Genomic DNA, 22,834 nt, shown 5'->3' on the forward strand with positions numbered 1-22,834 from the left:
ACTCACCCATCCGCCGCTAACATTCAAAGAAGCAAGCTTCAATAAATGTTCGCTCGACTTGCATGTATTAGGCATGCCGCCAGCGTTCGTCCTGAGCCAGGATCAAACTCTCCATAATAGAGAAACTTGAATAGCTCAAATTTCATTTGCTGACTTCGAATCCGAAGATTCGTTTTTGTTTCGAATTAACGAAACGTTATATCTTGACGTTTTGCTGTTCAGTTTTCAAGGTTCATTATATAAGTAAGAACTTCACTTACATATTCGCTTCTGCGTTACCGTCTCGCAACAGCAACTCTTATATCATACCAAACTTGTTTATCCATGTCAACAACTATTTACAATTTCTTTTTCGTTGTTTCTATGGTGAATTTGGCGACATTCATAACTATAACAGGCATGAAACTATAATGCAACACTTTTTTAATACTTTTTTAACATGTTTGTATTACATTACATAAGAAAGCGTGCGAAACCTTAGTTGTTACGGCTTCGCACGTTGGTTTTCACTTTATTAAAACTTACTAAAAGCACTTGCATCTAACAGTTTCGCTTGCGATGAAATGCATTTTTTGTTCAAATTACAGTTCGAGTGCATTGATTGTTTCATCATTACGTTTGATTTAACTCTTTAATGAAGTTAGTCTCTCGGACGCATTTGCGGGAATAGAAGAATGTCCCGGATTGATGGTGCATTCGTTAGCAACATAACTAGACGGTCAATTCCGATCCCGAGTCCTCCCGTTGGCGGTAACCCGTACTCCAATGCTTCAATAAAGTCGTCATCCATATCATGCGCCTCATCGTTTCCTTGTTCCTTTTCCACAAGTTGCGCTTCAAAACGTTGACGTTGATCGATTGGATCATTAAGTTCGGTGAAGGCGTTCGCATGTTCACGACGTACGATAAATAATTCGAATCGGTCCGTGAAACGCTCATCCTTAGGATTCTTTTTCGCAAGCGGGGAAATCTCTACTGGATGCCCGTAGATAAATGTTGGTTGCACCAACTCTTCTTCTACCTTTTGCTCAAAGAATTCATTTAGTACATGACCAACTTCCATCATCACCGTCACTTCAACGCCATGCTCTTTCGCAAGAGCGTGTGCTTCTTCTTTCGTCATTTCTTTCCAGAAATCTACACCCGTATACTCTTTAACAGCATCCGCCATATGAAGTCTTTTCCAGCCCGGCGCTAAATTTATGACATCTTCTCCATAGGTAACTTCTGTAGTGCCAAGTACATCTTGGGCGATATGTGCAATTAAATTTTCTGTAAGAGCCATTATGTCTTCATAATCAGCGTACGCTTCATATAGTTCAATCATTGTAAATTCAGGGTTGTGACGAGTTGAAGTTCCTTCGTTACGGAACACACGTCCAATTTCGTATACTTTCTCAAGACCGCCTACGATTAAACGCTTTAAATGAAGCTCAATTGCGATTCTCATATAAAGTGTCATGTCTAGTGAATTATGGTGAGTAATGAACGGTCGAGCTGAAGCACCACCCGCGATTGCGTGCAACATTGGCGTCTCAACTTCGAGGAATCCTTGATCATCAAGGTAGCGTCGCATCGATTGAATGATTTTACTACGCAAGATGAATGTTTCTTTACTGCCTTCTGTTGAAATTAAATCTAAATAGCGCTGGCGATATCGTTGTTCTATATCCTGCAAACCATGGAATTTCTCAGGCAAAGGGCGAAGGGCCTTTGTGAGGAAGGTAAATTCTTTTACCTTGATTGATAGTTCGCCGACATTTGTTTTGAAGATTGTTCCGGCAACACCGATAATATCGCCGAGGTCAGTACTTGTATATAGTTTGTATGCCTCTTCTCCGATAGCATCTTGCCGTACATAGATTTGAATTTGGCCGCCTAAATCTTGAAGGTGGGCAAATCCTGCTTTTCCTTTTCCACGCTTTGTCATTATACGTCCCGCAATTTTCACTTCATATGAAGCTTCTTCTAATTCTTCTTTCGTGAAGCCATCATACTTTTTACGAATATCCTCAGATAAATGCGTTCGTTCAAATTTCGAACCGAACGGATCGAGTCCGCTTTCCCTTATATCCAACATCTTCTGTCGTCTCACCAGAAGTTGGTCGTTTAGTTCATCGAGATTAGACATTTCATTCACTCCTCCGATAATTTACATTCTTACATTACATGTTTTGATTATATCCCTATTGTACACAAAGAAAAGAGCTACCACAATTCGCGGCAGCTCAAACCTTTAGAATTAGACAGCACTTCCAGCAAGTTCTGCCTGCTCACGCTCCATCACTTCTTCTGCGAAACTGTTCAAAAGACTTCTTAAATCACTTGCAGTCTCTGTTCCATTAATTAATTTCCGAACTTTGGCATTGCCTCGAATGCTTTTCAAATACCACGATGCATGTTTGCGCATTTCTCGCACAGCCACGGATTCACCTTTTAAAGCCATTAGTCGTTCAAAATGAAGTAAACAAACATCAATTTTCTCGCGTGCATTCGGTTCTTCCATTAATTCGCCTGTTTCAAGAAAACGCACTGTACGGTAGATCATCCAAGGATTTCCGAGTGCAGCTCGTCCAATCATGACGCCATCGACATTTGTCTGTTCCAACATTTCTTTCGCATCTTGCGGAGTGTTGACGTCGCCGTTCCCGATTATAGGGATCGAGACTGCTTCTTTCATTTGTCGGATAATATCCCAGTTCGCTTTTCCTTCATACATTTGCAAACGTGTGCGACCGTGAACCGCTACTGCCGAACCGCCAGCACTTTCGACTGCTTTCGCATTTTCAACAGCAAAGATATGTTCGTCGTCCCAACCAATACGCATTTTAACGCTTACTGGTTTATCGACGTTGTCGACAACTGCTGAAACCATTTCATGAATTTTATTCGGGTCCAGAAGCCACTTCGCGCCGGCTTCGCATCGAATGATTTTATTGACAGGGCACCCCATATTAATATCGATGATATCCGCCGCCGTATGCTTATCGACATACTGCGCCGCTTGAACAAGCGTATCTTTTTCGCCTCCGAAAATTTGCAGAGACAATGGATATTCGCGCTCATCGATATGAAGCATGCTCATTGTTCTATCGTTTTTGAAGACAATCCCTTTATCGCTGATCATTTCTGCGTAAACAAGACCCGCCCCGAATTCTTTGACTGTCAGACGAAACGCTGAATTACAAATTCCAGCCATCGGTGCGAGAACAACACGATTGTCCATCGTAATATCGCCGATTTTAAATGGTCTTTCTTTAATATCGTTCATTATATTTCCTTCTTTCGATTGCATCGATATGAAGCTATATAGTTCGGAGACAATTTTTTATCGAATAAATTCTTCGACCCCGTTCACTTTTTGCCTAAGTAAAACACCTGGTTCATTGACTGCCGCCTCATTTGAATAAAATCGACCGGTCACTGGATGAACGGCTTCCGGTGCGATTTCAAGAAGCGGTATAAGTACAAATGCCCGTTCATGCATTCGCGGATGCGGAATGATCAAGTTCTCCGCTTTAATATTGTCGTTATTATAGAGCAATATGTCAAGGTCTACTATTCTTGGACCCCACCTTACTGTGCGGACACGGCCTAATTCTTGTTCAATCTCTTGACAAACGATTAACAAGTCATAGGCGTCTAACGAAGTTCTTACTTCAATGACTATATTTAAGAAGTCCGCTTGATCCGTATACCCAACTGGCGCTGTTTCATAAACGGATGACACCGACAAAACCGACACTCCACCATGCGAATGAAGGGCATGCACTGCGCCTTTCAAATGGAGTAAACGCTCGCCGATATTTGATCCGATCGAGATGAATGCACTGTTCACTTGAAATTTCCTCGTGTAATATCTACAGAAACGGATGCATAATGTCCGGCAATCGGCGGGTCAGGTTTAATGAGAACTACACGCACTCCCGTTACTTTATTCGAATAACAGTTTAATAGATTTCCCGCGATATTTTCTGCGACTGCTTCAATTAGTTTTTTGGGCTCACCTTCTACGATTTCCTTACAAAGCTGATAAACTTCTGCGTAATTCACCGTCTTATCCAGGTCATCGGTTTTCCCCGCTTCTTCAAGGTTGGTCGCGAGCGATACTGTCACACGAAAACGTTGACCGAGCTCTGTCTCTTCCGGCAATGCGCCGTGGTAACCGTAAAACTCCATTTCGTTCAAATGAATATAATCCAATTGGCATTCTCCTATCCCTTATATGTAGACTTACCTGTTAATACATCCATCATTTTAACTGCACGCCCAATTTCTTTTACATCGTGAACTCGTATGATATGGCAACCTCTTTCGATCCCATAACAAACCGTTGCACTTGTTCCTTCAAGACGTTCTTCAACAGGCAAATCTAAAACATTGCCAATCATTGATTTCCGCGAAGTTCCAAGTAATTGTGGGTAGCCTAAATCAGCGATCTTCTGTAGTCCCTGCATGACCGCTATATTTTGTTCCGTATCTTTTGCAAATCCGATACCAGGGTCTAACCAAATGTTTTCCTTAGCGACTCCTGCATTCTTTGCAATGTCAATGCTTTCAATCAAGTCAGCAATTACTTCATCCATTAACGGATCTTTATAATCCACTTGCTCTCGATTATGCATTAATATGATTGGTGAGTTGTGGAAAGCAGCAACCTTCGCAATTTCCTGTTCGCGTTTCGCACCCCAAATATCATTAATAATGTGCGCGCCGGCTTTCATTGCCGCATCCGCAACCGCTGCTTTATATGTATCGATTGAAACTCCGCAATTTAACTCACGAGTGATTGCCTCGATAATTGGCACAGTTCTCTCAAGCTCTTCTTCAATTGAAACGGGTTCGTGTCCTGGACGGGTTGATTCACCGCCGATATCGATAATTTTCGCGCCGTTTCGTATCATTTCTTCTGCATGCTTAAGGGCACTATCAACTCGTCCGTACTTTCCGCCATCGGAAAATGAATCAGGTGTCACGTTTAATATTCCCATAACCACCGTTTCTGTTCGGAAGTCAATTTCGATTTCTCCGAAACGGTAGATTGCTTTGGCATTTGCTAATTCCATTAGTCGATTCCTTCTTTCATATTTTCAATGGCTCCACTATATAAGTTGCGCAATTTTTGATAATAAGCTCCAGTTGCTCCCGGTAATGATTTACCCCCGATACTGGCTAATGGCACAATTTCTTGAATTGAGTTTGTGACGAATAATTCGTCTGCCGCTTCAACGTCTTTTAAGGTGTAAAACCCTTCATTCACGCTAATTCCATCCTTTTCAGCGATTTCCATAACGAATGCTCGGGTTGTTCCGGGTAAAATTCCTGTTTCAATCGCTGGCGTGAATAGCTCTCCATCTTTTATCCAAAACACATTGGACGTCACGCCTTCCGCGACAAAACCGTCTTTGTTAAGAAACAATCCTTCATGTTCTCTTAATGAAGGGAGCTCGAGTCTTCCACGGACGTTGTTGAGGAAGTTATGTGATTTATGGCGAATGGCACTTTCCGGATTATTGCGTATTGTATCCAGCCAAACACCCTTTTTTTCAGTGCCAGCAGCAGTTTCGGGTAATTCTTTTCTAAATAGAATAACAGTCGGTGCTGTATACGATGAAGGTGCAAGGCCGATATCGTGAACCCCCGCCGATACATTCAGCCGAAAATAACCATCTGAACCGCCAGCGGCATCATTTAGCTTCTCAACAGCAGCTATTATATTCTCATTTTCATAGGGCATCGAAATCTGGTATTCGGAGAGCGAAGTTTTTAACCGATCCATATGCGCTTGAAATAAAAACAAATTGCCGTTATATGTACGAAACGTTTCAAAAAAACCGACGCCGTATAAAAATCCGTGATCGAAAGGAGAGATTTTCAAATCTTCAGCTTGCACAAATTCACCGTTCATCCAGCACAACATCAGCTAGACCTCCTTTATTTTTCAGCCATCGCTTTCGCTTGCCATAGCGCTTTTCCTTTTGCTAACGACTCGATATATTCTTTTTTCGGGATCGAATCTGCTACTAGTCCAGCGCCTGCTTGAATATGCACGACTCCATCTTTAATAAAAGCCGTGCGAATGACTACGTTTAATTCAAAATCTCCATTGAAACCGAACCAGCCAATCGATCCTGTGTATAAACCTCTTCGCTCCGGCTCGAGTTCTTCGATAATCTCCATTGTGCGCAGTTTCGGTGCACCTGTAATTGTGCCGCCGGGAAAAACGCCTTTAATAATATCGGCATTTGACAGTTTCTCATCTGCTACTCCGCGAACATTCGATACGAGGTGCATGACATGAGAATAGCGTTCAACGGCCATGAATTCGTTTGTTTCTACTGTGCCAGAACTGCATACTCGTTCTAAATCTTCTTTTTCCAACTCTACAAGCATGAGATGTTCGCCTTTTTCTTTATCATCCGATAAAAGGTCCTGTTCGAAGGCGGCATCTTCATCCGATGTCGTCCCTCTCGGTCTCGTACCGCCAATTGGGCGCGTATTCAACTCATTTCCGCGTTTTTTCAACAGTAATTCCGGCGAACTTGATACAACCGAAAATTCAGGCGCGCCGATTGAGGCCATATATGGTGACGGGTTGACAGAACGAAGCGCTTCGTACATCGCAAGCGGATGAGCGTTTAACGCTTTCGATTGCCGAACTGAAAGATTCACCTGGATTACATCGCCTTTTGCAATGTATTTTTGTACGTCTTCCACCATTTTCTCAAATTGCGGACCTGTCACAGATACTTCTAGATTATCTGACGGTTCTGCTTCGCATGTTGCGAATTCAACTTTAAATTCAGCTGCTTCCATCCATTTAGCCATAACATCTGCGGGATTTATCCCGCTTCCTGGAAGCGTTATGAAATAGGCTGTTTCTTTATGGATATCAAAAACTGCCCACTCATCGAATAGATAAAAGAATAAATCTGGTGTTTTTAAGATATCTATCGCGTCATTCGGTATCGCTTCATACCTTCGAACGTAGTCATAGCTTATAAATCCCGCTACACCGCCTTGAAATTCGGGGAGCTCTGGAATGAAATCCACTTCATAATCAACAACAAACTGAGTGAGGAGTTCCAGCGGGTCTCCTTGTTTAATTTCTTCGGTGCCATCTCGCCATGTTATTTTTAAATTGTCGCCTTCTAACGCTTGAAATGTTGCCATTGGATTAATTCCAGCAATTGATAAGTTGCCGCCGCGTCCGCTTTCCAGAAGGACGTGTTCCTCATTTTTATGTGCAAGTTGTTTATAAGCCGTGAAGAACTGATCTTTAGTCATTGTTTTAGCCGTGTAGGCCGGTACATGTTGTGTCATATTCTGCTTTCCTCCTGGTACCGATTGATACTCCTATCTTAACGCACATTTCTTGTTTTGTGCATAAAAAAAGAAGGAGTGCATGTGCTCCTTCTTCCTGTGACTTATTGGTCTTCGAATTGATAAAGCGGTGTACTTAAGTACCGTTCTCCGTTTGATGGAAGAATGGCGACTACTTTCTTTCCTTTTCCAAGCTTTTTTGCGACTTGAAGGGCTGCAAAAATAGCAGCTCCAGAGGAAACGCCTCCGAGAATTCCTTCTTCTCTTGCCGCGCGTCTCGCCGTTTCGTATGATTCATCATTTGTTACGAGTATTATTTCATCGTAAATGTCTGTATCAAGCACCTTTGGCACAAAACCTGCGCCAATTCCTTGAATTTTATGTGGACCCGGTTTTCCGCCAGACAAAACAGGAGAGTCTGTCGGTTCAACAGCTACAATTTTCACATCGGGAAAACGTTCTTTTAATACGCCTCCTGCACCGGTAATTGTACCACCCGTTCCAATTCCCGAAATAAACGCATCTACACGGTCCAGCGCATCTGCAATTTCAGGACCAGTCGTTAGACGGTGAATTTCAGGATTCGCTTCATTGTTGAATTGTTGAGGCATGAACCAGTCGTTTTCTTTTGCCAGTTCTTCTGCTTTTCCAATAGCGCCTTTCATGCCTTCAGCGCCTGGCGTCAATACCAGATCTGCACCATATGCACGTAATAGGTTTCGGCGTTCGGTACTCATCGTATCCGGCATGACTAAAACTGCTTTGTAACCTTTGGCCGCTGCAATCATCGCCAAACCAATTCCAGTATTGCCGCTTGTCGGTTCGATAATTGTGCCGTTTTTTTGTAACTCTCCAGATCTTTCAGCTGCTTCAATCATAGCAAGTGCAATTCGATCCTTTACGCTAGAGCCCGGGTTAAAATACTCCAACTTCAAATAAACATCTGCGTCATCGGAACCTGTCATTCGATTCATTTTAACGAGTGGCGTTTTCCCAACTAAATCCGCAACGGAATTTCCTACGATAGTCATAGTACCCTCTCCCAATCCCTACTATTTTGATATGCTTTATGATATTAATCCTACTACTATAGTGTGCATGGTGTCAAATGTTTTATCTACCTATTTCTTCCCCTTTCTTCGAGTATGTAATCCCTGAAACAACAAAAACCATCTAGTAGATGGTTTTGTTAGTTTAGTAGTTTTTATTCGCGGTAAAACCAGCTTGTGTCGAATTCCTTCCAAAACGATTCAATGCTGACTGTTTCAGTTAGTTGTTCCATTGCTAGTTTACGTTTGATATATTCTTTTACTTCCTTTAATTTAAATGTCTTCCCTTTTATGATGTCATTTACTTGTATAATCGCAAAGTTTCCATTTGAAAGGGAGATGACACCACTCGTTGTATTCGGTTTTAACGAGGATGCTGACTTAATGACAGCCGAATCAATAGAATCTTTTTCTTCACTGATATACCCAAGATCGCCACCGAGACTTGCAGATGATGCATCAATTGAACGTTCTCTCGCCAATATATTAAAGCTCGAGCCTTCAGCTAATTCATTTAGTGCATTCTCAGCCTCTTCTTTTGATGAAAGAACTATAATTGCGGTTCGGTACGCATTCACTGTGTTGTACAACGAGGCATTGTTATGATAATTTGCTTTTATCGCCTCATCACTAACAACAATATCTTTTGTCAGTATTTTTTCTAATACAATCGAGGTGCTGATTTTTTCTCGTTCTTTTTCGGTAGTCATACCCGTGAATATTTGATCGTCTACCGAATGAATTAGCGCAAGTTCCAAGTCAATTTCTTTATCGGAAACTTTTATATCATACTTTTTCGCCGCGGCTTCCATCACTTTGTTGTTCACAAGTTCCAATAGAGTTTCACGACCGATTTTTTCTTCCATTGCGGCCATCCAGGTTTCGCGCTTAATCGACTTGCCATCAACTGAAGCAACTACTTCTCCAGTTTCCCACGACTTATCCGTTACTTTCCATGCGATGAACCATAGCAAATTACTGAATAACAGAATACCAATTACAATCAAAAGAGGTTTTGCTTTTAATCTTCTCGTTCCCTTTTTTGCTTGCTCTTCTTTATGGCCGCGATTGTATTTCATGGATGAACCCTTCTAAATCCTCTTTATCATAAACATAAGACTCTAAGCAAAAATGACAGTTTGCTTCGGCCTGGCCGTCTTCTTCAATCATTTCGCGAATTTCTTTTTCACCGAGACCAATAATCGCATCGCCAAAACGCTCTTTTGAACAATTGCATTTGAATGCAACATCCATTTTATCGAGGATTTCTACATTTTCAGCGCCAAGCACCGTATGCAATACTTCTTCAGGTGCGAGTCCTTTATCAATCATTTTCGATATCGGTTCCATGGTCGCGATTCGTTCTTCCAAGATATCAATTGTTTCATCAGTTGCACCTGGCATAACCTGAATGATAAATCCACCTGCCGCTTTTATTGTCTTATCCGGATTAACGAGTACGCCTAGCGCAACTGCAGACGGAACTTGTTCGGATGTGACAAAATACTCCGTAAAGTCTTCGGCAATTTCACCAGAAACAATAGGAACTTGGCCTGTAAAGAATTCACGCAGTCCCAAATCCTTCACGACCGTTAGCATTCCCGAAGTCCCAACTGCTCGTTTGACATCAAGTTTGCCCGATTCATTCAATTCAAAGTGAACAGCGGGATTTGTTGCGTAGCCGCGTACTTCACCATGAGCATTAGAATCGATCACCATCGGGCCAATGGGTCCATCACCTTCAATTTTTATCGTTAATTTATCTTCACCTTTTAACATCGCACCCATCATGACCGCCGCCGACATCGAGCGACCGAGGGCTGCACTTGCTGTAGGCCAAATATCATGACGTGTTTGCACTTCAGAAATTGTATCTGTCGAACGGACAGCATATGCCCGGATTGTTCCATCAAACGCTAATGCTTTTACTAAATAATCTTTCATTACGATCTGCTCCTTTAAAATCGGTTTAATATCTTATATGTTTCGTTGATAAATTAGGTGCAGTCCCTTAAGTGTCAAGAAATTATCGACTACATCAATTACCGTTGTTTCGCTAGCTATCAGATCAGCTAAACCTCCCGTTGCAATAACAGTAGGCTCTTCTTTACTTTGTGCTTTTATGCGGGCAACAATACCTTCAACTTGTCCGACATAACCGAATACAATTCCTGCCTGCATTGCGGTGACTGTATTTTTCCCGATTACGTTGTCAGGACGCGTTAATTCAATTCTCGGCAGTTTAGAAGCGCGGTCAAATAAGGCCTCCATCGATATGCCAATACCGGGCGCGATTGCCCCGCCCATATAGCCCCCATCGCTATTTACATAACAATATGTCGTTGCCGTTCCAAAATCGACTATTATTAGAGGGCTTCCATATTCCTCGATGGCTGCAACAGCATTCACGATTCGATCTGCACCTACTTCGCGCGGGTTTTCGTATTTAATGTTCAATCCTGTTTTTATCCCTGGGCCAACAATGAGCGGTTTTAGGTTGAAATATTTACTGCACATTTGTTCAAGAGGAAACATTACTGGCGGCACAACGGACGAAATGATAATTCCATGAATATCTTCAAACGTTAAGCCGACATGCGTAAAGAGCGATTTTACTTGCATCGCATATTCATCTTCTGTTTTTTGCCGGTATGTTTCCATGCGCCAATGGTATTTGAGTTTTCCTTGGTCATAAACACCGAGGACGATATTTGTATTTCCTGTATCCATCACTAAGATCATTTTTAAGTTCCTCGCTAACTTCGACATTTTTCAACATATCATACCACAAACAGAAGAATAAAAAAAAGCTGACCGCTTCAAAAAGGGCCAGCTTTATTTTTAATCTCTTCGTTTTTCGTCAAATGGATTTGGCGGGCTTTCATACTCCCGTTCTTTTGGCAAATTGGCAATTGACGGATCTGACGGTGCGCCTACTGAGTCTGAGATGACATTGTTATCTTCTTTGTCAGTTGACTCCGTTTTATTTTGTTCTTTTCCATTATTGTCATATGGACGATCTGGTAATGTCCCATGATCTTTCAAATGGTTGATTTGCTCAGCGTCAAGTGTTTCTACTTCTAGAAGAGTTGTAGCAATTAAATCAAGCAATGCACGATTTTCTGTCAGTATTTTCTTCGTACGCTCATATTCTTCTTTAACTATGCGTTGCATTTCTTGATCGATTTCATAAGCAATCGACTCGGAGTAGTTCTGTTCAGAACTAAAGTCTCTTCCAAGGAACACTTGACCTTGTGATTGACCGAACTGTAGCGGGCCGAGTTTTTCGCTCATTCCGTACTCCGTCACCATTGACCTTGCAATTCCTGTGGCACGTTGGAAGTCATTATGCGCACCGGTCGAAACTTCGCCGAGTGCAATTTCTTCTGCAACACGTCCGCCGAGAAGTCCGGAAATCTTATCAAGCAGTTCCGGCTTCGTCATAAAGTAACGATCTTCTTTCGGAAGCATGACGGCATAACCGCCAGCTTGGCCTCGAGGTACAATCGTGACTTTATGCACAATATCCGCTTCATCAAGCATGAGTCCGACAACGACGTGTCCTGCTTCGTGGAATGCGACAATATTTCTTTCTTTATCAGAGATGACACGGCTTGTTTTAGCAGGACCAGCAATTACTCGATCCGTTGCTTCATCAATATCCGACATGTCAATTTTCTTTTTATCGCGTCTTGCAGCGACCAGTGCAGCCTCGTTCAACAAGTTTTCTAAATCCGCTCCAGAGAAACCTGGTGTACGTTGAGCAAGTGCTTTTATGTTCACCGTATCGTCCAATGGCTTATTTCGCGCGTGAACTCGGAGAACTGCTTCTCTTCCTTTTACATCTGGACGACCAACTGTAATTTGCCTGTCAAACCGACCCGGACGCAGAAGTGCTGGGTCTAAAATGTCTGGGCGGTTCGTAGCTGCAATGATAATGATTCCTTCGTTTTCGCCGAAACCATCCATTTCAACAAGTAATTGGTTAAGCGTTTGTTCACGTTCATCATGTCCGCCGCCAAGTCCCGCGCCACGTTGACGTCCAACCGCGTCAATTTCATCTATAAAAATAATACACGGGGCATTCTTTTTCGCATTTTCGAATAAATCACGTACACGCGATGCTCCGACCCCAACAAACATCTCAACGAAATCAGAACCTGATATTGAGAAGAATGGTACGCCAGCTTCACCTGCAACTGCACGCGCAAGTAATGTTTTACCTGTTCCTGGCGGTCCTACAAGGAGAATCCCTTGCGGTATGCGTGCGCCGACTTCGATAAACTTACGCGCATCTTTAAGGAAATCAACAACTTCAACAAGTTCTGCTTTTTCCTCATCTGCTCCCGCAACGTCATCGAAACTAACTTTCTCTTTATCATCCGTATGAAGCTTCGCCTTACTTTTACCAAAATTCATTACTTTACCGCCGCCGCCGCCCTGCGACTGATTCAACAGGAAGAAGAACAGAATAATAATAATGATAAATGGAACGAGTCCGGTGAAAAATGATACGAGTGCGCTCGTCTCCGGTGCTTTTAAATATTCGATCTTAACAGACGTCGATGCTGCAACCTCATCAATATAATTTAGCAGTGTTTCATGTGACTGCGGAATATTCGTTATAAAGGTTTCGCCTTCTTCATAACCTTTCATCTCACCTTTAACTTCATAGATGAGTTGGTCAGGCTGAATTGTTGCGCTTTTTACTTTTCCTTCTTCAAGTGCCTGCCGAAATTCATTGTATGTTATCGGCTTTACTTTCGGGTTTGTTTTATTCAGTGAACCAAATATCCCCATAAGAGCCAGGAAGATTAGTCCATATAGTAGAAAGTATCGAAGTATTCGATTCATCCCTAGGCCTCCTCATTTCATTAAACAGAAAACTATTGTAAATCTTACCATAAGTAATCTTCAATCTACAAAGAAAACGCCTTATAATTGTTACGCAAAAAAAGCTTTCCTTTACCCCCTATTTGGGGGAGATTCGGAAAGCTTCAAAAAGAATAAATTTCTTTTTTCAATACTCCGATATAAGATAGATTTCTATATTTCTCCATGTAATCTAAACCGTACCCTACTACGAAAGCGTCCGGAACATTAAAACCGATATAATCAGCTTCCAGATCCACTTTCCGTCCAGTTGGCTTGTCGAGTAGCGTGACGATTTTTATGGAGTTTGCTTTTCGATATTTCATCAGGTCAACGAGATAGCTCAATGTTTTTCCACTATCAATAATATCTTCAATGATTAATACATCTCGCCCTTCGACGCTCGTATTTAAATCTTTCACGATTTTCACTTCGCCAGATGATACAGTCGCGTTCCCGTAACTTGAAACGTCCATAAAATCAAGTTCGATATAAGCATCGATGCGTTTGATAAGGTCACTCATGAATGGGAGAGCGCCTTTTAGCACGCCAATCGCGAGCGGAAACTTATCTTGGTATTCTTCCGTAAGCGCGGCACCTAGCTCATCAATCTTTTGTTGTATTTCTTCTTCCGTAATCAGTACTTCTTCAATGTCTTTGGCGAGCATCGAAATTCCTCCTCAGTAATGGAATTATAATTCCCTAAAATAAATATGTACCGGCTCGTCGTTAGCCTGTTTTTGGAAAACGAGGCGCCGTAACGCAAACCTGGCACTGCACATACTTCATCATTATTCGTAACGATAACCGGCAACTCGTCGCGTAAAGACAATTTCACTTTTTCATCGATAAACAACCTTGATAACCGTTTAGGATTCGCCATGCCTGCTAACAACATCCGGTCGCCTTCTTTTCTTTGCCTGACCGAAAGTGGCAATGAATCATCGAGCACATTAAAATACCTGATTTCCTTAGCCTGCTCGAGAATATCCGGTCGTGCCTCATCGATCTCCGCCCAATATATCCAACCATTATTTAACCAATCCGTTTTTTCACCTTGTGGCATGATTTTTATCATCGCAGAGGGATTTGACAGGCTATCTTCTTTCACAAATGTTAACTTGTCATATTCTCTAACAAACCGATAACCTAATGGGAGATGAATCGAGACGTTTCCATCCTCGGAATTGAGATGATGTAACAACTGTTCGATGAGTGTATATTTATAACGAACGAGGACTTTATTATTATCATAAAGATAATCTAATAGTAGTTTAATCATTCGCCTTTGTAAAGCAGTTGGCATGCTTCCAAATGATTGTTTGCTTATTGTGGGCAGACCTTCTTCTGTAAACCCAATAATCTTGCCTAATTGTTCTTCCGCCGACGCCCATAGAAATGCCTCGTCCTCTTGTAGATTCCCGACCATTGCGGCAACTCTTTCGGGAGCTTTTGGATTTTCTTGAATTATATGAGGAATAACATCTCTTCTGAAGCGATTGCGCATATAAGCATCGCTTTTATTGCTAGGGTCTTCGGAAAATTGCACGTCGTTTTCTTTTACATACGCATAGAGCGTTTCTTTTATTGCAGGGAGAAAAGGACGAATGAGCATACCTTCGCCTATTTCCCTTTTAATCGGGATTCCTGAAGGTACTGAACCCTTCGTCAGTTGCATTAAAACCGTCTCTAGTTGATCTTCCGCGTGATGTGCCGTAGCCAATACATTATATTCTTTTAAACGCAGCGTTTCTTCGAAAAAATCATATCTTCCTGCACGACATACCGCTTGCACATTTCCTCCTTCATTTTCAAGGATTTTAGGCACTGGCACCTGTCCTCCGTAGAAAGGAACCTTGAGTCGTCTGCATAGATCGCTAACTAAGTCGCCTTCTAAAGCCGATTCTTTTCCTCGTAGCATATGGTCTACATGGACGGCAGCAACTTCGATAGCTAGTTTCTCGCGATGCACTGCAAGAAAGTGGAGAAGTGCAATCGAATCCACCCCTCCTGAACATGCAACAAGTACGCGATCTTGTGCTTTTAAGAGACGGTTCTCATTAATAAATTGAAGAATCGTATCACTAAAACTTTCCAACACTCCACCTACTTTCAGCTATCATCGAGCAGCAACCTGCGAATAGGGGGTAAAACTCGACCATTCAGGAAGAACGTGGTCGATTTTCATAACCAGCACTGTTCGATCGTCTTCGACGGCTTTAAACCGTCTTTCTAATTCATTGACGATTCGGTTGGCCACATCATCGCAATGCAAATGTCCGTATTTCCCAAGTATACCGTAAAGCGCCTTTTCTTGTAACTCGAGAGAAACATCTCCCTGGAACATTCCATCTGTCATCATTACTAACATATCACCCGCTTTTAGTTTTACTTGTTTAGCTTTGACGGAAAATGACGGGAGAAAGCCAACCGGGACAGACATGCTATCAATTCTGAAATACTCATCTCCACGTTTAATATAAGTGCTCATGGAGCCTGCTTTCCATGCCCATAACTTTCCTTCTTGCAAATCAATCAAAGCAAGATCAATTGTTGCGTACATATCGTCCAACCCATTTAATGACATCATGTAATGAAGTGTATGCATTGCAGTTTCAGGGTCCATTTTACGATTAAGACATTCTCTCATCAACCGAATCACTTTTCGACTTTCACGATAAGCATTAATGTCTTGCCCCATGCCATCTGAAAGAAGAACCGCGGCTAACCCTTCATGAATTTGAAATACCTCATAGGCATCCCCGGCACGAAATGATTTTTCACCAGATGTTGCAACGATTCCGTAATCAAAGGAATATCGAACTGCTGATGTCAGCGTGACGCGAATATGCGTAAACGGTTCATGTTTTACAACAGATTTAAGAACTTGAAAAGGTTCTTCATACATATTCTCTAAAATAGGCAAAATCAAGCGTTCAGCGACCATGGTGTCGGTTTCGAAATCCGATTTTGTTTCTGGAAGACTGAAAACGATTTTACGCGCCCCTCGTTCTTCTGATATAACGTCTATTTGAAAATGTTCAATTCCTTGTCGATCCAATTGTTTTCCCAATTCTTCTTCCGCTGTTATATGAACGGACAAATCACCTTTTATCTCCTTCATCAGTTTATCTAGATGGGTACTTAAATCTCTTAATTGAAGCGCAAGCATTTTCCTGCCATGTTGCAATTGCCCGCTCAACAGTCGATTTGCTGATGTTTCTTCTAATTCAACGGCAAGCCCAGCAAAGCGAATACATTTATATTTCATTTTTTCTTCAACGCGATGGCGAGCAGACTTTTTCGTTAGCGAATAGGACGCCTCCCACTCACCAATTAGCCGTGCCATATCAGCCTCGTCGCTTTCCCAACACTTCGAATAGCGGAAACAAGAGTTGCAAACAGATGGCGTTTTTATTTCTATATTATTCGAATTTCCATTTCCCAATTCTCTTTCTTCGACAAGCGACGACATAAACTCCGTAAACTGCTGAAAATCATTCAGTTGTTCATCAAGTCGTTCAGAAACCCACTCCTGTCTTTTCTTTGAATTATCGATAACTTCCGGGAACAGCGTTTTTTTGAGCGGTTGTGTTTTGCTCGTCGGAATTAACAAAAAGATCATTGTAGCCAGTCCGATGGTATAAAAATGTGTACTATCAATCGGTAAGGTCAGGTCGTACAAGTAGAAAAAGAGTGAAACAAATCCGCCGCCAACAGCAATCCCAAGTTTTCCAAATCGCTTTAGCGCGCCTGAGAAAAATCCAGTCATACCATATACCGCAATCATTCCGGCGAACGACAATTCCGCGATTCCTATAATCGCTGCAATTATCATTGCCACCGTCGTTGAAAATAAAAGTCCACCCGTAGAGGCAGCTAGAAGTATCGTTAAATGAATGAGAACCCCCGCGATTGAAATATAACCAATCACTACTCCTTTCATGCCAGTTAACGCCATCGCTCCGATCACACAAGCAGCGCCTAATCGTTCATTTGACCATTGTCCAAAAAAAATACGGTTCTCCGGCGGAAAAGCGACAAATAAAAAGAATGTCATAAATAAGGCTAGAATCACTTCATAACCGATCACCAGCTGAATCTCCAGTGGTATCTGACCTACATACATGATTAACTGCCAGCCGAACTGGACTAGAAGAATACATAAGGCAACAGTTAGTTGTACATATTTTCGGGAAATCTGATACCGAATAACAGTGGTGAAAAGTCCAAGTTGGAATAAATGAATAACCGCTTGTCCAATCCCCAGAAATGCACTCCCCGCCATTCCCCCGATAAAGACCCAGATTAAATATTTCCTGAAACGCGCAGCCGCCAATGCCCAAACTGGCAAGAAAAAAGGAACCGCCGCATCGAACAACACTGCCTGTGCCAAGAAAAATGAACCGAATAAAAATAGGGTCGCCATCATGATTTGCGTTTTTCTTTTCTTAAGTTCCTCAACATTCATCCTCACTGCCTGAGTAATTGGTCTTTCAATATTACCTGCTAACTTCATTTTCCATCCCCCCTATGCCGACGTATGTTTGAGTATACATAGGTAATGGAAAAGAATTTGTCTGTTCATGGCAGCAAAATAGAGAAACTTTTCGACTCTTTCCGAACTCTTTTTCTATTTCAACGCGTCTTGACATTTATCCCCGGGACAGGTAAGATACAAGATGTTGTGAAAAAAGGCGGCGTAGCTCAGCTGGCTAGAGCGTCCGGTTCATACCCGTAAGGTCGTGGGTTCGACTCCCTCCGCCGCCATTAAAGAAAAATCGGCGAACTTAGCCGAATTTTCTACCCTAAAGCACTTGTCGAAACGAAGTTTCGACATTGAGGCATATTTTCGAGGCACTTATCGAAAATAGTCCTGCCGGAAAAGATTTTACGCGTCTACCAAAAAAAATCTTAATAAAACGCCAATCACACATCTCACCAAGGCCCCTTGGTCAAGCGGTTAAGACACCGCCCTTTCACGGCGGTATCACGGGTTCGAATCCCGTAGGGGTCATAAAAGAAATTTGAAACGCAAAAAAGCACTTGAACGCATACTTTGCGTTCATAGTTTCCACCTTAAACCTCTTGTCAAAACAAAGTTTTGACCCTGAGGCATATTTTCGAGGATCCTATCGAAAATAGCACTGCCGGAAAAACCTTGTACATTCTACTCTCCCCGTAGCGTAATGTATCGAACAAATTGACAGACATATTCTAAAAACCATCAACGCGACCTCCAGAATCAAATGGAAGTCGCGTTGTTTTTCATTTAACGATAACAAAAAGTGGCATATCAGATAGAATCTAACACGCCACTAACATATATGAATCATTTTTCTTATTGTAAAAAAGCTAGCAAGTTACCCTCTTCTTGCACCTCGACCGCCGCGTTTAGATTCTGTTGCCCGTTTCAAAGTTGATAGACGCTCTTCACTATCTTTCATGAAACGTGCCATTTTCTGTTCGAAGTTTTCCGGACGAACAGCGCTTGGGCGTCCTCCACCACCTGGACGTCCTCCTTGGCGTGGGCGTTGCGGACGTTGTGGGCGTTCAGATTCTGGTTTTGCTCGTCTGATCGACAATCCAATTTTACCATCTGCCCCAACATTCATCACTTTTACTTCAACCATATCGCCGACTTTAAAATGTTCGTTAATGTCCTTAACATAGCTGTCCGCGACTTCACTAATGTGAACAAGGCCTGTCGAACCGTTCGGCAGTTCAACGAACGCTCCGAAATTTGTAATCCCCGTTACCTTACCCTGTAACTTGCTATCTACTTCTATTGACATAAAAAAAATGCTCCTCCTTAAGATTTAAGCGGGCTTCGCAAAAAGCCTTCCAACCATATTCACAAGTCCTGAAAATAAACAATATACTACCTTCTACTATAACGAATAAAAAAAAGAGTGTCAATAAGACTACTCTTTTTCCTCTGTTTTCTTTTTATCTTCAGCTTTTTGATTTGGCATTGAAAAAATAATTTCATTTTTATCGGATAGAAAATATTCTTGCCTTGCAAGTTTGGCGATATACTCATCATCTTCTAGTTTTGCCAGTTGGTTCATCAACATTTCTTGTTCGTCTTCTATTTCCTTTAATTCGGCAAGCATTTCAGCTTTTTCTTGTTCTTTTAACGCCAAAATCTTTTTCTGTTCAAAAAACGAATGCGTTAAATACCCGAGAATTAAGAGTGCAGCAACCGCGAAAACTGTTAATCTACGATACAAACGGATCTTGCGTGCTTTCTTCCGATCAATTTTTTGCTGAAGGGATTGGACATATTCTTTATTAATGGCAGCGATTGTAGCAGGTGATTTTCTATTTTGTTTTTGTACCATGTCCAGCACTTCCTTTCCAAATAGAACCCACTTCGATAGTCCATCGATTATATATCATTTCTCTTGACTTTTAAAGAGCTTTCTTTGAAACCGATGGAATATTGCAAACAGGGGACTAAATAGAAAGTCAATAATCCTGATGAAGAGACGAATAACCCATGCAATAATCATAAAAATTCCACGGATTATAAACCCCAAAGGCTTTAAAAATAAAATTAATAGAATTCTCCCGAAAAAGCGGAAAGGTTTATGAAAAAAACTGGCGTACAAAAGTATTCCGCTCAGTTGGGCAAATGGATCATAAATGCGCCACTCGCCGTCCCGGACGACATATAAAACATAAAATGACCAACATCCAACCACTACCCAACCAATCACTTCAAGTAGCACCGCACGCCTTCGAATAATCGACTTTTTCCCGGCGTGCGATGTTCCAGTACCAATCATATCAATGAATCCAGCCGCCACAATGCCCGTTCCAATCATTGCCAGGAGGCTAAGAAACTGTACGGATAAACTCATCCAAATAATTTATGGAGGAAATTCCGCGATTCTGATTCATTCTCATCGTATTGAATAAGACCGACTGTCCCCTCCAACGTAAGAAGACCCTTGTCGACATCTAGATGTACGATGCGCAATTCCTCACCACGTATTTGCAGGAGCCCTTGAGATGTTCGAACGAGAAACTCTTCATGGTCAAATCGGTCGATAGACTTTACCGAGGTTAAGTCCATCCTTTTACGATTGCGCATTGTTACAACATGATCACCTGATGGAATTGTATACGTTGGACTGTCTGTTTGAATATGCATATGCTTCCCCCTTTGCTTGTACGTTCACAGCATCTTATGCAACGGGATAAAAAAACATACCAATCTACAGACTTACTTACCTGAATTTGTTATTGACTGTTGTTCACAAGTTCTGCGATTAATTCCTCATCCAAACCACGTATCTCTACATCTGTTATGATACCATCCGGATTTATGATATACGTTGTCGGATAGGCCATGACTTGATATAGCTTCATCACATCACCAGCTTCATCCAATAAGATTGGAAAGGTTAGTTCGAGTTCGTCGACAAACCCCTGTACTTTTCCAATCTTGTCGCCTCCGCCTCTTTCCGTTTTCGTCATATTTACGGCAAGTATTTCTACATTCTCAGAATCCTTATTTTCCTCGTAGTAATTCTCCATGTACGGCATTTCAACCCTGCAAGGCGGGCACCAGGATGCCCAGAAATTAAGAATGACTGTCTTCCCTTTATAATCCGATAAACTTACAGTCTCGCCAGTTAATGTGGTCAGTTTAAAGTCCGGCGCTAACTTATTTTTATCAAGGCCAGACTCGGTATCTATATTTTCGTCTATTAGATCGCTTGGAAGATCTTCTATTAATCCGCTTGGGTACTCTTCTAGGTCATTTGAATGGTTTTTCGCACCAAAATTCATGTTTATCATGATAACAATCATAGAAACAATAATTAAAACTGAAATAACCATTCCGATAACTCTAAATTTCCTCATATTACTCAACTACCTTTTCCTCTAACAAAGTATACATTGACTCGGCTTCATCTTTTTTCGTCGTATTTTTAAGCATGTCGACTTTTACAGTGACTATTTTTTGTCCGAAGCGAATAGCTACTTCATCGCCTTCTTTCAAGGTTGAGGATGCTTTCGCGACTTGACCGTTTATCTCGATTCTGCCTTGGTCGGCAACTTGTTTCGCCAATGTTCTTCGTCTGATTAACCGAGAAACCTTTAAAAATTTATCTATCCTCATTATTCTCTTCCCTCCTTTTTGCTAATTGCCAAAATGACTCAAGTTCATCTAATGTATAGTCGACAAAATTCCCCCGATCTTTTAGTACGCATTTTTCAACATAATTGAAACGAGATTTGAATTTTTGATTTGCATGAATCATCGCTTCCTCTGGTGAGAGCTTTAAAAATCTAGCAAGGTTGACAAGCGTAAAAAGAACGTCTCCGAGTTCATCGGTTTGGCTACTTTTCGTTCCACTTTTTATTTCCGCACGGAACTCTTGCCATTCCTCTTCAAATTTTTCAATTGCTCCTTCAATATCCGGCCAATCAAATCCAACCTTTGCCGCTTCTTTTTGGTAATTCATTGACGTCAATAACGACGAAGAATAGCTATTTTGATTGTCTAACAATGATTCCGCCTGAGGCTTCTCCTGTTTTTTAATTTCCTGCCAATTTTGAAGCACTTCTTCGGAGTCAATAACATTTTTATCGCCAAAAACATGCGGGTGGCGACGAATCATTTTCGAACCGATTGCTTGCAGGACGTCTTCCATCGAAAAATAGCCGTCGTCTTCTCCAATTTGCGCATGAAGAAAAACTTGTAGTAAAACATCGCCGAGTTCTTCAATGACGCCTTCATCGTCATCATTATTAATCGCTTCCAGAAGTTCATGCGCTTCTTCAATTAAATATTTCTTTAACGATTCATGAGTTTGTTCGCGATCCCATGGGCAACCGTCGGGAGCGCGCAGTTTTCTTATGATTTCCCTAAATGTCGACCATTCTTTCAGCCTTTTTTCCATTGCGTTTACAGGTGGCACATAAACCGTAGTTAAGTTGTCGATTTCAGTAACCCGGTCCAATTCAAACATAGGCACAGTTCTTAGTTTTTCGTTAACCGAACCTGCTGCTGTGACAATTGTTACCGGATGTTCGTAATCATACTTCTCCATAAGTGATAGTTTTACTTCTGACGCGACGAAGGCATCATACACTTGACCAATTAGAATATGCTGCGTCATGTGTATGTCATCCCGTTCCATATCCGTGCCGTCCAGCAGTTGAAACCCTTCAATCGGGTCAATTCGAAGCGACGCAAATATCGGGTCGAGAAAGCTGTTTCCTCCGGCAATATCGAGTTCGATAATGCCCTCTCGTTCTTTCTCCACAAGAAGCTGAATTGTTTTTTCCGCTACGAGCGGATGCCCTGGCACCACGTACGTTACCGGTTGTTCTGCACATAGCATTAGAAGTTTTTCGACAATCTCTTCGTAGACAAGTTGAAAAGAATCATGCCTTTCATAAATTTCATCAAAGCTTGAAATCTCTATTCCTTCTTCTTTTAATTCCGCGATGGCGGGATGTTGGTCCGTACGCGCCACGATAAAACTTGCTTTCTTCAATTTCCGATAGGTTCCTAAAGATAGTTGATCAAGATCTCCGGCGCCGAGGCCGATTATTGTTAACTGGTGCAC

The 22,834-nt window shown here is 41.8% G+C and carries 22 protein-coding genes, 2 tRNA genes and 1 rRNA gene; 2 read left to right on the forward strand and 23 right to left on the reverse strand.

Going from position 1 to position 22,834, the window contains the following annotated elements:
* The 16 genes from G8782_RS17480 to G8782_RS17555 form a co-directional block, all read right to left on the reverse strand.
* Positions 1–118, reverse strand: a 16S ribosomal RNA gene (locus G8782_RS17480); the annotation flags it as partial.
* Positions 119–640: 522 nt separating this feature from the next.
* Positions 641–2,131 (reverse strand): lysine--tRNA ligase, encoded by a 1,491-nt coding sequence (gene lysS, locus G8782_RS17485; protein ID WP_172373628.1) that lies wholly within the window; start codon positions 2,129–2,131, stop codon positions 641–643.
* 111 nt (positions 2,132–2,242) lie between these two features.
* Positions 2,243–3,271, reverse strand: a complete 1,029-nt coding sequence (dusB, locus tag G8782_RS17490; protein ID WP_172373629.1) for a tRNA dihydrouridine synthase DusB — start codon at positions 3,269–3,271, stop codon at positions 2,243–2,245.
* A 57-nt stretch (positions 3,272–3,328) separates the two neighbouring features.
* Entirely contained in the window at positions 3,329–3,838 is a 510-nt protein-coding gene (gene folK / locus G8782_RS17495) for a 2-amino-4-hydroxy-6-hydroxymethyldihydropteridine diphosphokinase (protein ID WP_172373631.1), read from the reverse strand.
* Positions 3,835–4,203: a dihydroneopterin aldolase gene (gene folB / locus G8782_RS17500; RefSeq protein ID WP_172373633.1), complete on the reverse strand. Its 369-nt coding sequence runs from the start codon at positions 4,201–4,203 to the stop codon at positions 3,835–3,837. The genes folK and folB overlap by 4 nt, the downstream gene beginning before the upstream one ends.
* An 11-nt stretch (positions 4,204–4,214) precedes the next feature.
* Entirely contained in the window at positions 4,215–5,066 is an 852-nt protein-coding gene (gene folP, locus G8782_RS17505; protein WP_172373635.1) for a dihydropteroate synthase, read from the reverse strand.
* On the reverse strand, positions 5,066–5,920 hold the full coding sequence (gene pabC, locus G8782_RS17510; RefSeq protein ID WP_172373637.1) for an aminodeoxychorismate lyase: 855 nt from the start codon (positions 5,918–5,920) through the stop codon (positions 5,066–5,068). Before pabC ends, folP begins: the two co-directional genes overlap by 1 nt.
* Positions 5,921–5,934: 14 nt before the next feature.
* Positions 5,935–7,323, reverse strand: coding sequence for an anthranilate synthase component I family protein (locus G8782_RS17515; protein WP_246231746.1), 1,389 nt, complete (start codon positions 7,321–7,323; stop codon positions 5,935–5,937).
* A gap of 104 nt (positions 7,324–7,427) precedes the next feature.
* Complete coding sequence (gene cysK / locus G8782_RS17520) at positions 7,428–8,354, reverse strand: cysteine synthase A (protein ID WP_172373639.1); 927 nt, start codon at positions 8,352–8,354, stop codon at positions 7,428–7,430.
* Positions 8,355–8,527: 173 nt separating this feature from the next.
* Entirely contained in the window at positions 8,528–9,451 is a 924-nt protein-coding gene (locus tag G8782_RS17525) for a peptidylprolyl isomerase (RefSeq protein ID WP_172373641.1), read from the reverse strand.
* Positions 9,429–10,316: an Hsp33 family molecular chaperone HslO gene (hslO, locus tag G8782_RS17530; RefSeq protein ID WP_172373643.1), complete on the reverse strand. Its 888-nt coding sequence runs from the start codon at positions 10,314–10,316 to the stop codon at positions 9,429–9,431. Before hslO ends, G8782_RS17525 begins: the two co-directional genes overlap by 23 nt.
* A 33-nt stretch (positions 10,317–10,349) precedes the next feature.
* Entirely contained in the window at positions 10,350–11,114 is a 765-nt protein-coding gene (locus G8782_RS17535) for a type III pantothenate kinase (RefSeq protein ID WP_172373645.1), read from the reverse strand.
* Between the two features lie 99 nt (positions 11,115–11,213).
* Entirely contained in the window at positions 11,214–13,226 is a 2,013-nt protein-coding gene (gene ftsH / locus G8782_RS17540) for an ATP-dependent zinc metalloprotease FtsH (protein ID WP_172373647.1), read from the reverse strand.
* A 143-nt stretch (positions 13,227–13,369) separates the two neighbouring features.
* Positions 13,370–13,912 (reverse strand): hypoxanthine phosphoribosyltransferase, encoded by a 543-nt coding sequence (gene hpt / locus G8782_RS17545; RefSeq protein ID WP_172373649.1) that lies wholly within the window; start codon positions 13,910–13,912, stop codon positions 13,370–13,372.
* The gene (gene tilS / locus G8782_RS17550) at positions 13,882–15,342 is read right to left on the reverse strand and encodes a tRNA lysidine(34) synthetase TilS (protein ID WP_172373656.1); all 1,461 of its coding nucleotides are present in this window, start codon (positions 15,340–15,342) and stop codon (positions 13,882–13,884) included. Before tilS ends, hpt begins: the two co-directional genes overlap by 31 nt.
* 21 nt (positions 15,343–15,363) lie before the next feature.
* A complete protein-coding gene (locus G8782_RS17555) occupies positions 15,364–17,763 on the reverse strand; it encodes a SpoIIE family protein phosphatase (RefSeq protein WP_172373657.1) in 2,400 nt (799 codons plus the stop codon).
* 177 nt (positions 17,764–17,940) lie between these two features.
* Here G8782_RS17555 and G8782_RS17560 point away from each other — a divergent pair.
* Together G8782_RS17560 and G8782_RS17565 are read left to right on the forward strand one after the other, a co-directional pair.
* Positions 17,941–18,014 (forward strand) — tRNA-Met (locus G8782_RS17560).
* 175 nt (positions 18,015–18,189) lie between these two features.
* Positions 18,190–18,261, forward strand: a tRNA-Glu gene (locus G8782_RS17565).
* 346 nt (positions 18,262–18,607) lie between these two features.
* On the opposite strand, the gene G8782_RS17570 is transcribed toward G8782_RS17565, so the two are convergent.
* The 7 genes from G8782_RS17570 to yabN all read right to left on the reverse strand — a co-directional run bounded on the left by G8782_RS17570 (position 18,608) and on the right by yabN (position 22,834).
* Positions 18,608–19,039 carry a S1 domain-containing RNA-binding protein gene (locus G8782_RS17570; RefSeq protein WP_172373658.1) on the reverse strand — a complete coding sequence of 144 codons (432 nt, stop codon included), beginning with the start codon at positions 19,037–19,039 and terminating at the stop codon, positions 18,608–18,610.
* Positions 19,040–19,168: 129 nt separating this feature from the next.
* A complete protein-coding gene (locus tag G8782_RS17575) occupies positions 19,169–19,588 on the reverse strand; it encodes an FtsB family cell division protein (RefSeq protein ID WP_172373660.1) in 420 nt (139 codons plus the stop codon).
* Positions 19,589–19,642: 54 nt separating this feature from the next.
* The gene (yabQ, locus tag G8782_RS17580; protein WP_172373663.1) at positions 19,643–20,110 is read right to left on the reverse strand and encodes a spore cortex biosynthesis protein YabQ; all 468 of its coding nucleotides are present in this window, start codon (positions 20,108–20,110) and stop codon (positions 19,643–19,645) included.
* The gene (gene yabP, locus G8782_RS17585; RefSeq protein ID WP_172373666.1) at positions 20,107–20,403 is read right to left on the reverse strand and encodes a sporulation protein YabP; all 297 of its coding nucleotides are present in this window, start codon (positions 20,401–20,403) and stop codon (positions 20,107–20,109) included. The genes yabQ and yabP overlap by 4 nt, the downstream gene beginning before the upstream one ends.
* Before the next feature lie 89 nt (positions 20,404–20,492).
* Positions 20,493–21,119, reverse strand: coding sequence for a peroxiredoxin family protein (locus G8782_RS17590; RefSeq protein WP_172373668.1), 627 nt, complete (start codon positions 21,117–21,119; stop codon positions 20,493–20,495).
* 1 nt (position 21,120) lies between these two features.
* Positions 21,121–21,378, reverse strand: coding sequence for an RNA-binding S4 domain-containing protein (locus G8782_RS17595; RefSeq protein WP_172373669.1), 258 nt, complete (start codon positions 21,376–21,378; stop codon positions 21,121–21,123).
* Positions 21,365–22,834 carry a bifunctional methyltransferase/pyrophosphohydrolase YabN gene (yabN, locus tag G8782_RS17600; RefSeq protein WP_425505502.1) on the reverse strand — a complete coding sequence of 490 codons (1,470 nt, stop codon included), beginning with the start codon at positions 22,832–22,834 and terminating at the stop codon, positions 21,365–21,367. Before yabN ends, G8782_RS17595 begins: the two co-directional genes overlap by 14 nt.

It is taken from the genome of Sporosarcina jiandibaonis, from assembly GCF_013184495.1.
GTDB classification, from domain to species: domain Bacteria; phylum Bacillota; class Bacilli; order Bacillales_A; family Planococcaceae; genus Sporosarcina; species Sporosarcina jiandibaonis.

Bases quoted from the DNA above. Each gene is read 5' to 3' on its own strand.
- G8782_RS17535 (WP_172373645.1), bottom strand. From the start codon at position 11,114: ATGATCTTAGTGATGGATACAGGAAATACAAATATCGTCCTCGGTGTT.
- pabC (WP_172373637.1), bottom strand. From the start codon at position 5,920: ATGTTGTGCTGGATGAACGGTGAATTTGTGCAAGCTGAAGATTTGAAA.
- hpt (WP_172373649.1), bottom strand. From the start codon at position 13,912: ATGCTCGCCAAAGACATTGAAGAAGTACTGATTACGGAAGAAGAAATA.
- G8782_RS17590 (WP_172373668.1), bottom strand. From the start codon at position 21,119: ATGAGGAAATTTAGAGTTATCGGAATGGTTATTTCAGTTTTAATTATT.
- G8782_RS17570 (WP_172373658.1), bottom strand. From the start codon at position 19,039: ATGTCAATAGAAGTAGATAGCAAGTTACAGGGTAAGGTAACGGGGATT.
- hslO (WP_172373643.1), bottom strand. From the start codon at position 10,316: ATGAAAGATTATTTAGTAAAAGCATTAGCGTTTGATGGAACAATCCGG.
- yabP (WP_172373666.1), bottom strand. From the start codon at position 20,403: ATGCATATTCAAACAGACAGTCCAACGTATACAATTCCATCAGGTGAT.
- cysK (WP_172373639.1), bottom strand. From the start codon at position 8,354: ATGACTATCGTAGGAAATTCCGTTGCGGATTTAGTTGGGAAAACGCCA.
- G8782_RS17575 (WP_172373660.1), bottom strand. From the start codon at position 19,588: ATGGTACAAAAACAAAATAGAAAATCACCTGCTACAATCGCTGCCATT.
- G8782_RS17595 (WP_172373669.1), bottom strand. From the start codon at position 21,378: ATGAGGATAGATAAATTTTTAAAGGTTTCTCGGTTAATCAGACGAAGA.
- G8782_RS17525 (WP_172373641.1), bottom strand. From the start codon at position 9,451: ATGAAATACAATCGCGGCCATAAAGAAGAGCAAGCAAAAAAGGGAACG.
- G8782_RS17555 (WP_172373657.1), bottom strand. From the start codon at position 17,763: ATGAAGTTAGCAGGTAATATTGAAAGACCAATTACTCAGGCAGTGAGG.
- folP (WP_172373635.1), bottom strand. From the start codon at position 5,066: ATGGAATTAGCAAATGCCAAAGCAATCTACCGTTTCGGAGAAATCGAA.
- lysS (WP_172373628.1), bottom strand. From the start codon at position 2,131: ATGTCTAATCTCGATGAACTAAACGACCAACTTCTGGTGAGACGACAG.
- yabQ (WP_172373663.1), bottom strand. From the start codon at position 20,110: ATGAGTTTATCCGTACAGTTTCTTAGCCTCCTGGCAATGATTGGAACG.
- dusB (WP_172373629.1), bottom strand. From the start codon at position 3,271: ATGAACGATATTAAAGAAAGACCATTTAAAATCGGCGATATTACGATG.
- G8782_RS17515 (WP_246231746.1), bottom strand. From the start codon at position 7,323: ATGACACAACATGTACCGGCCTACACGGCTAAAACAATGACTAAAGAT.
- ftsH (WP_172373647.1), bottom strand. From the start codon at position 13,226: ATGAATCGAATACTTCGATACTTTCTACTATATGGACTAATCTTCCTG.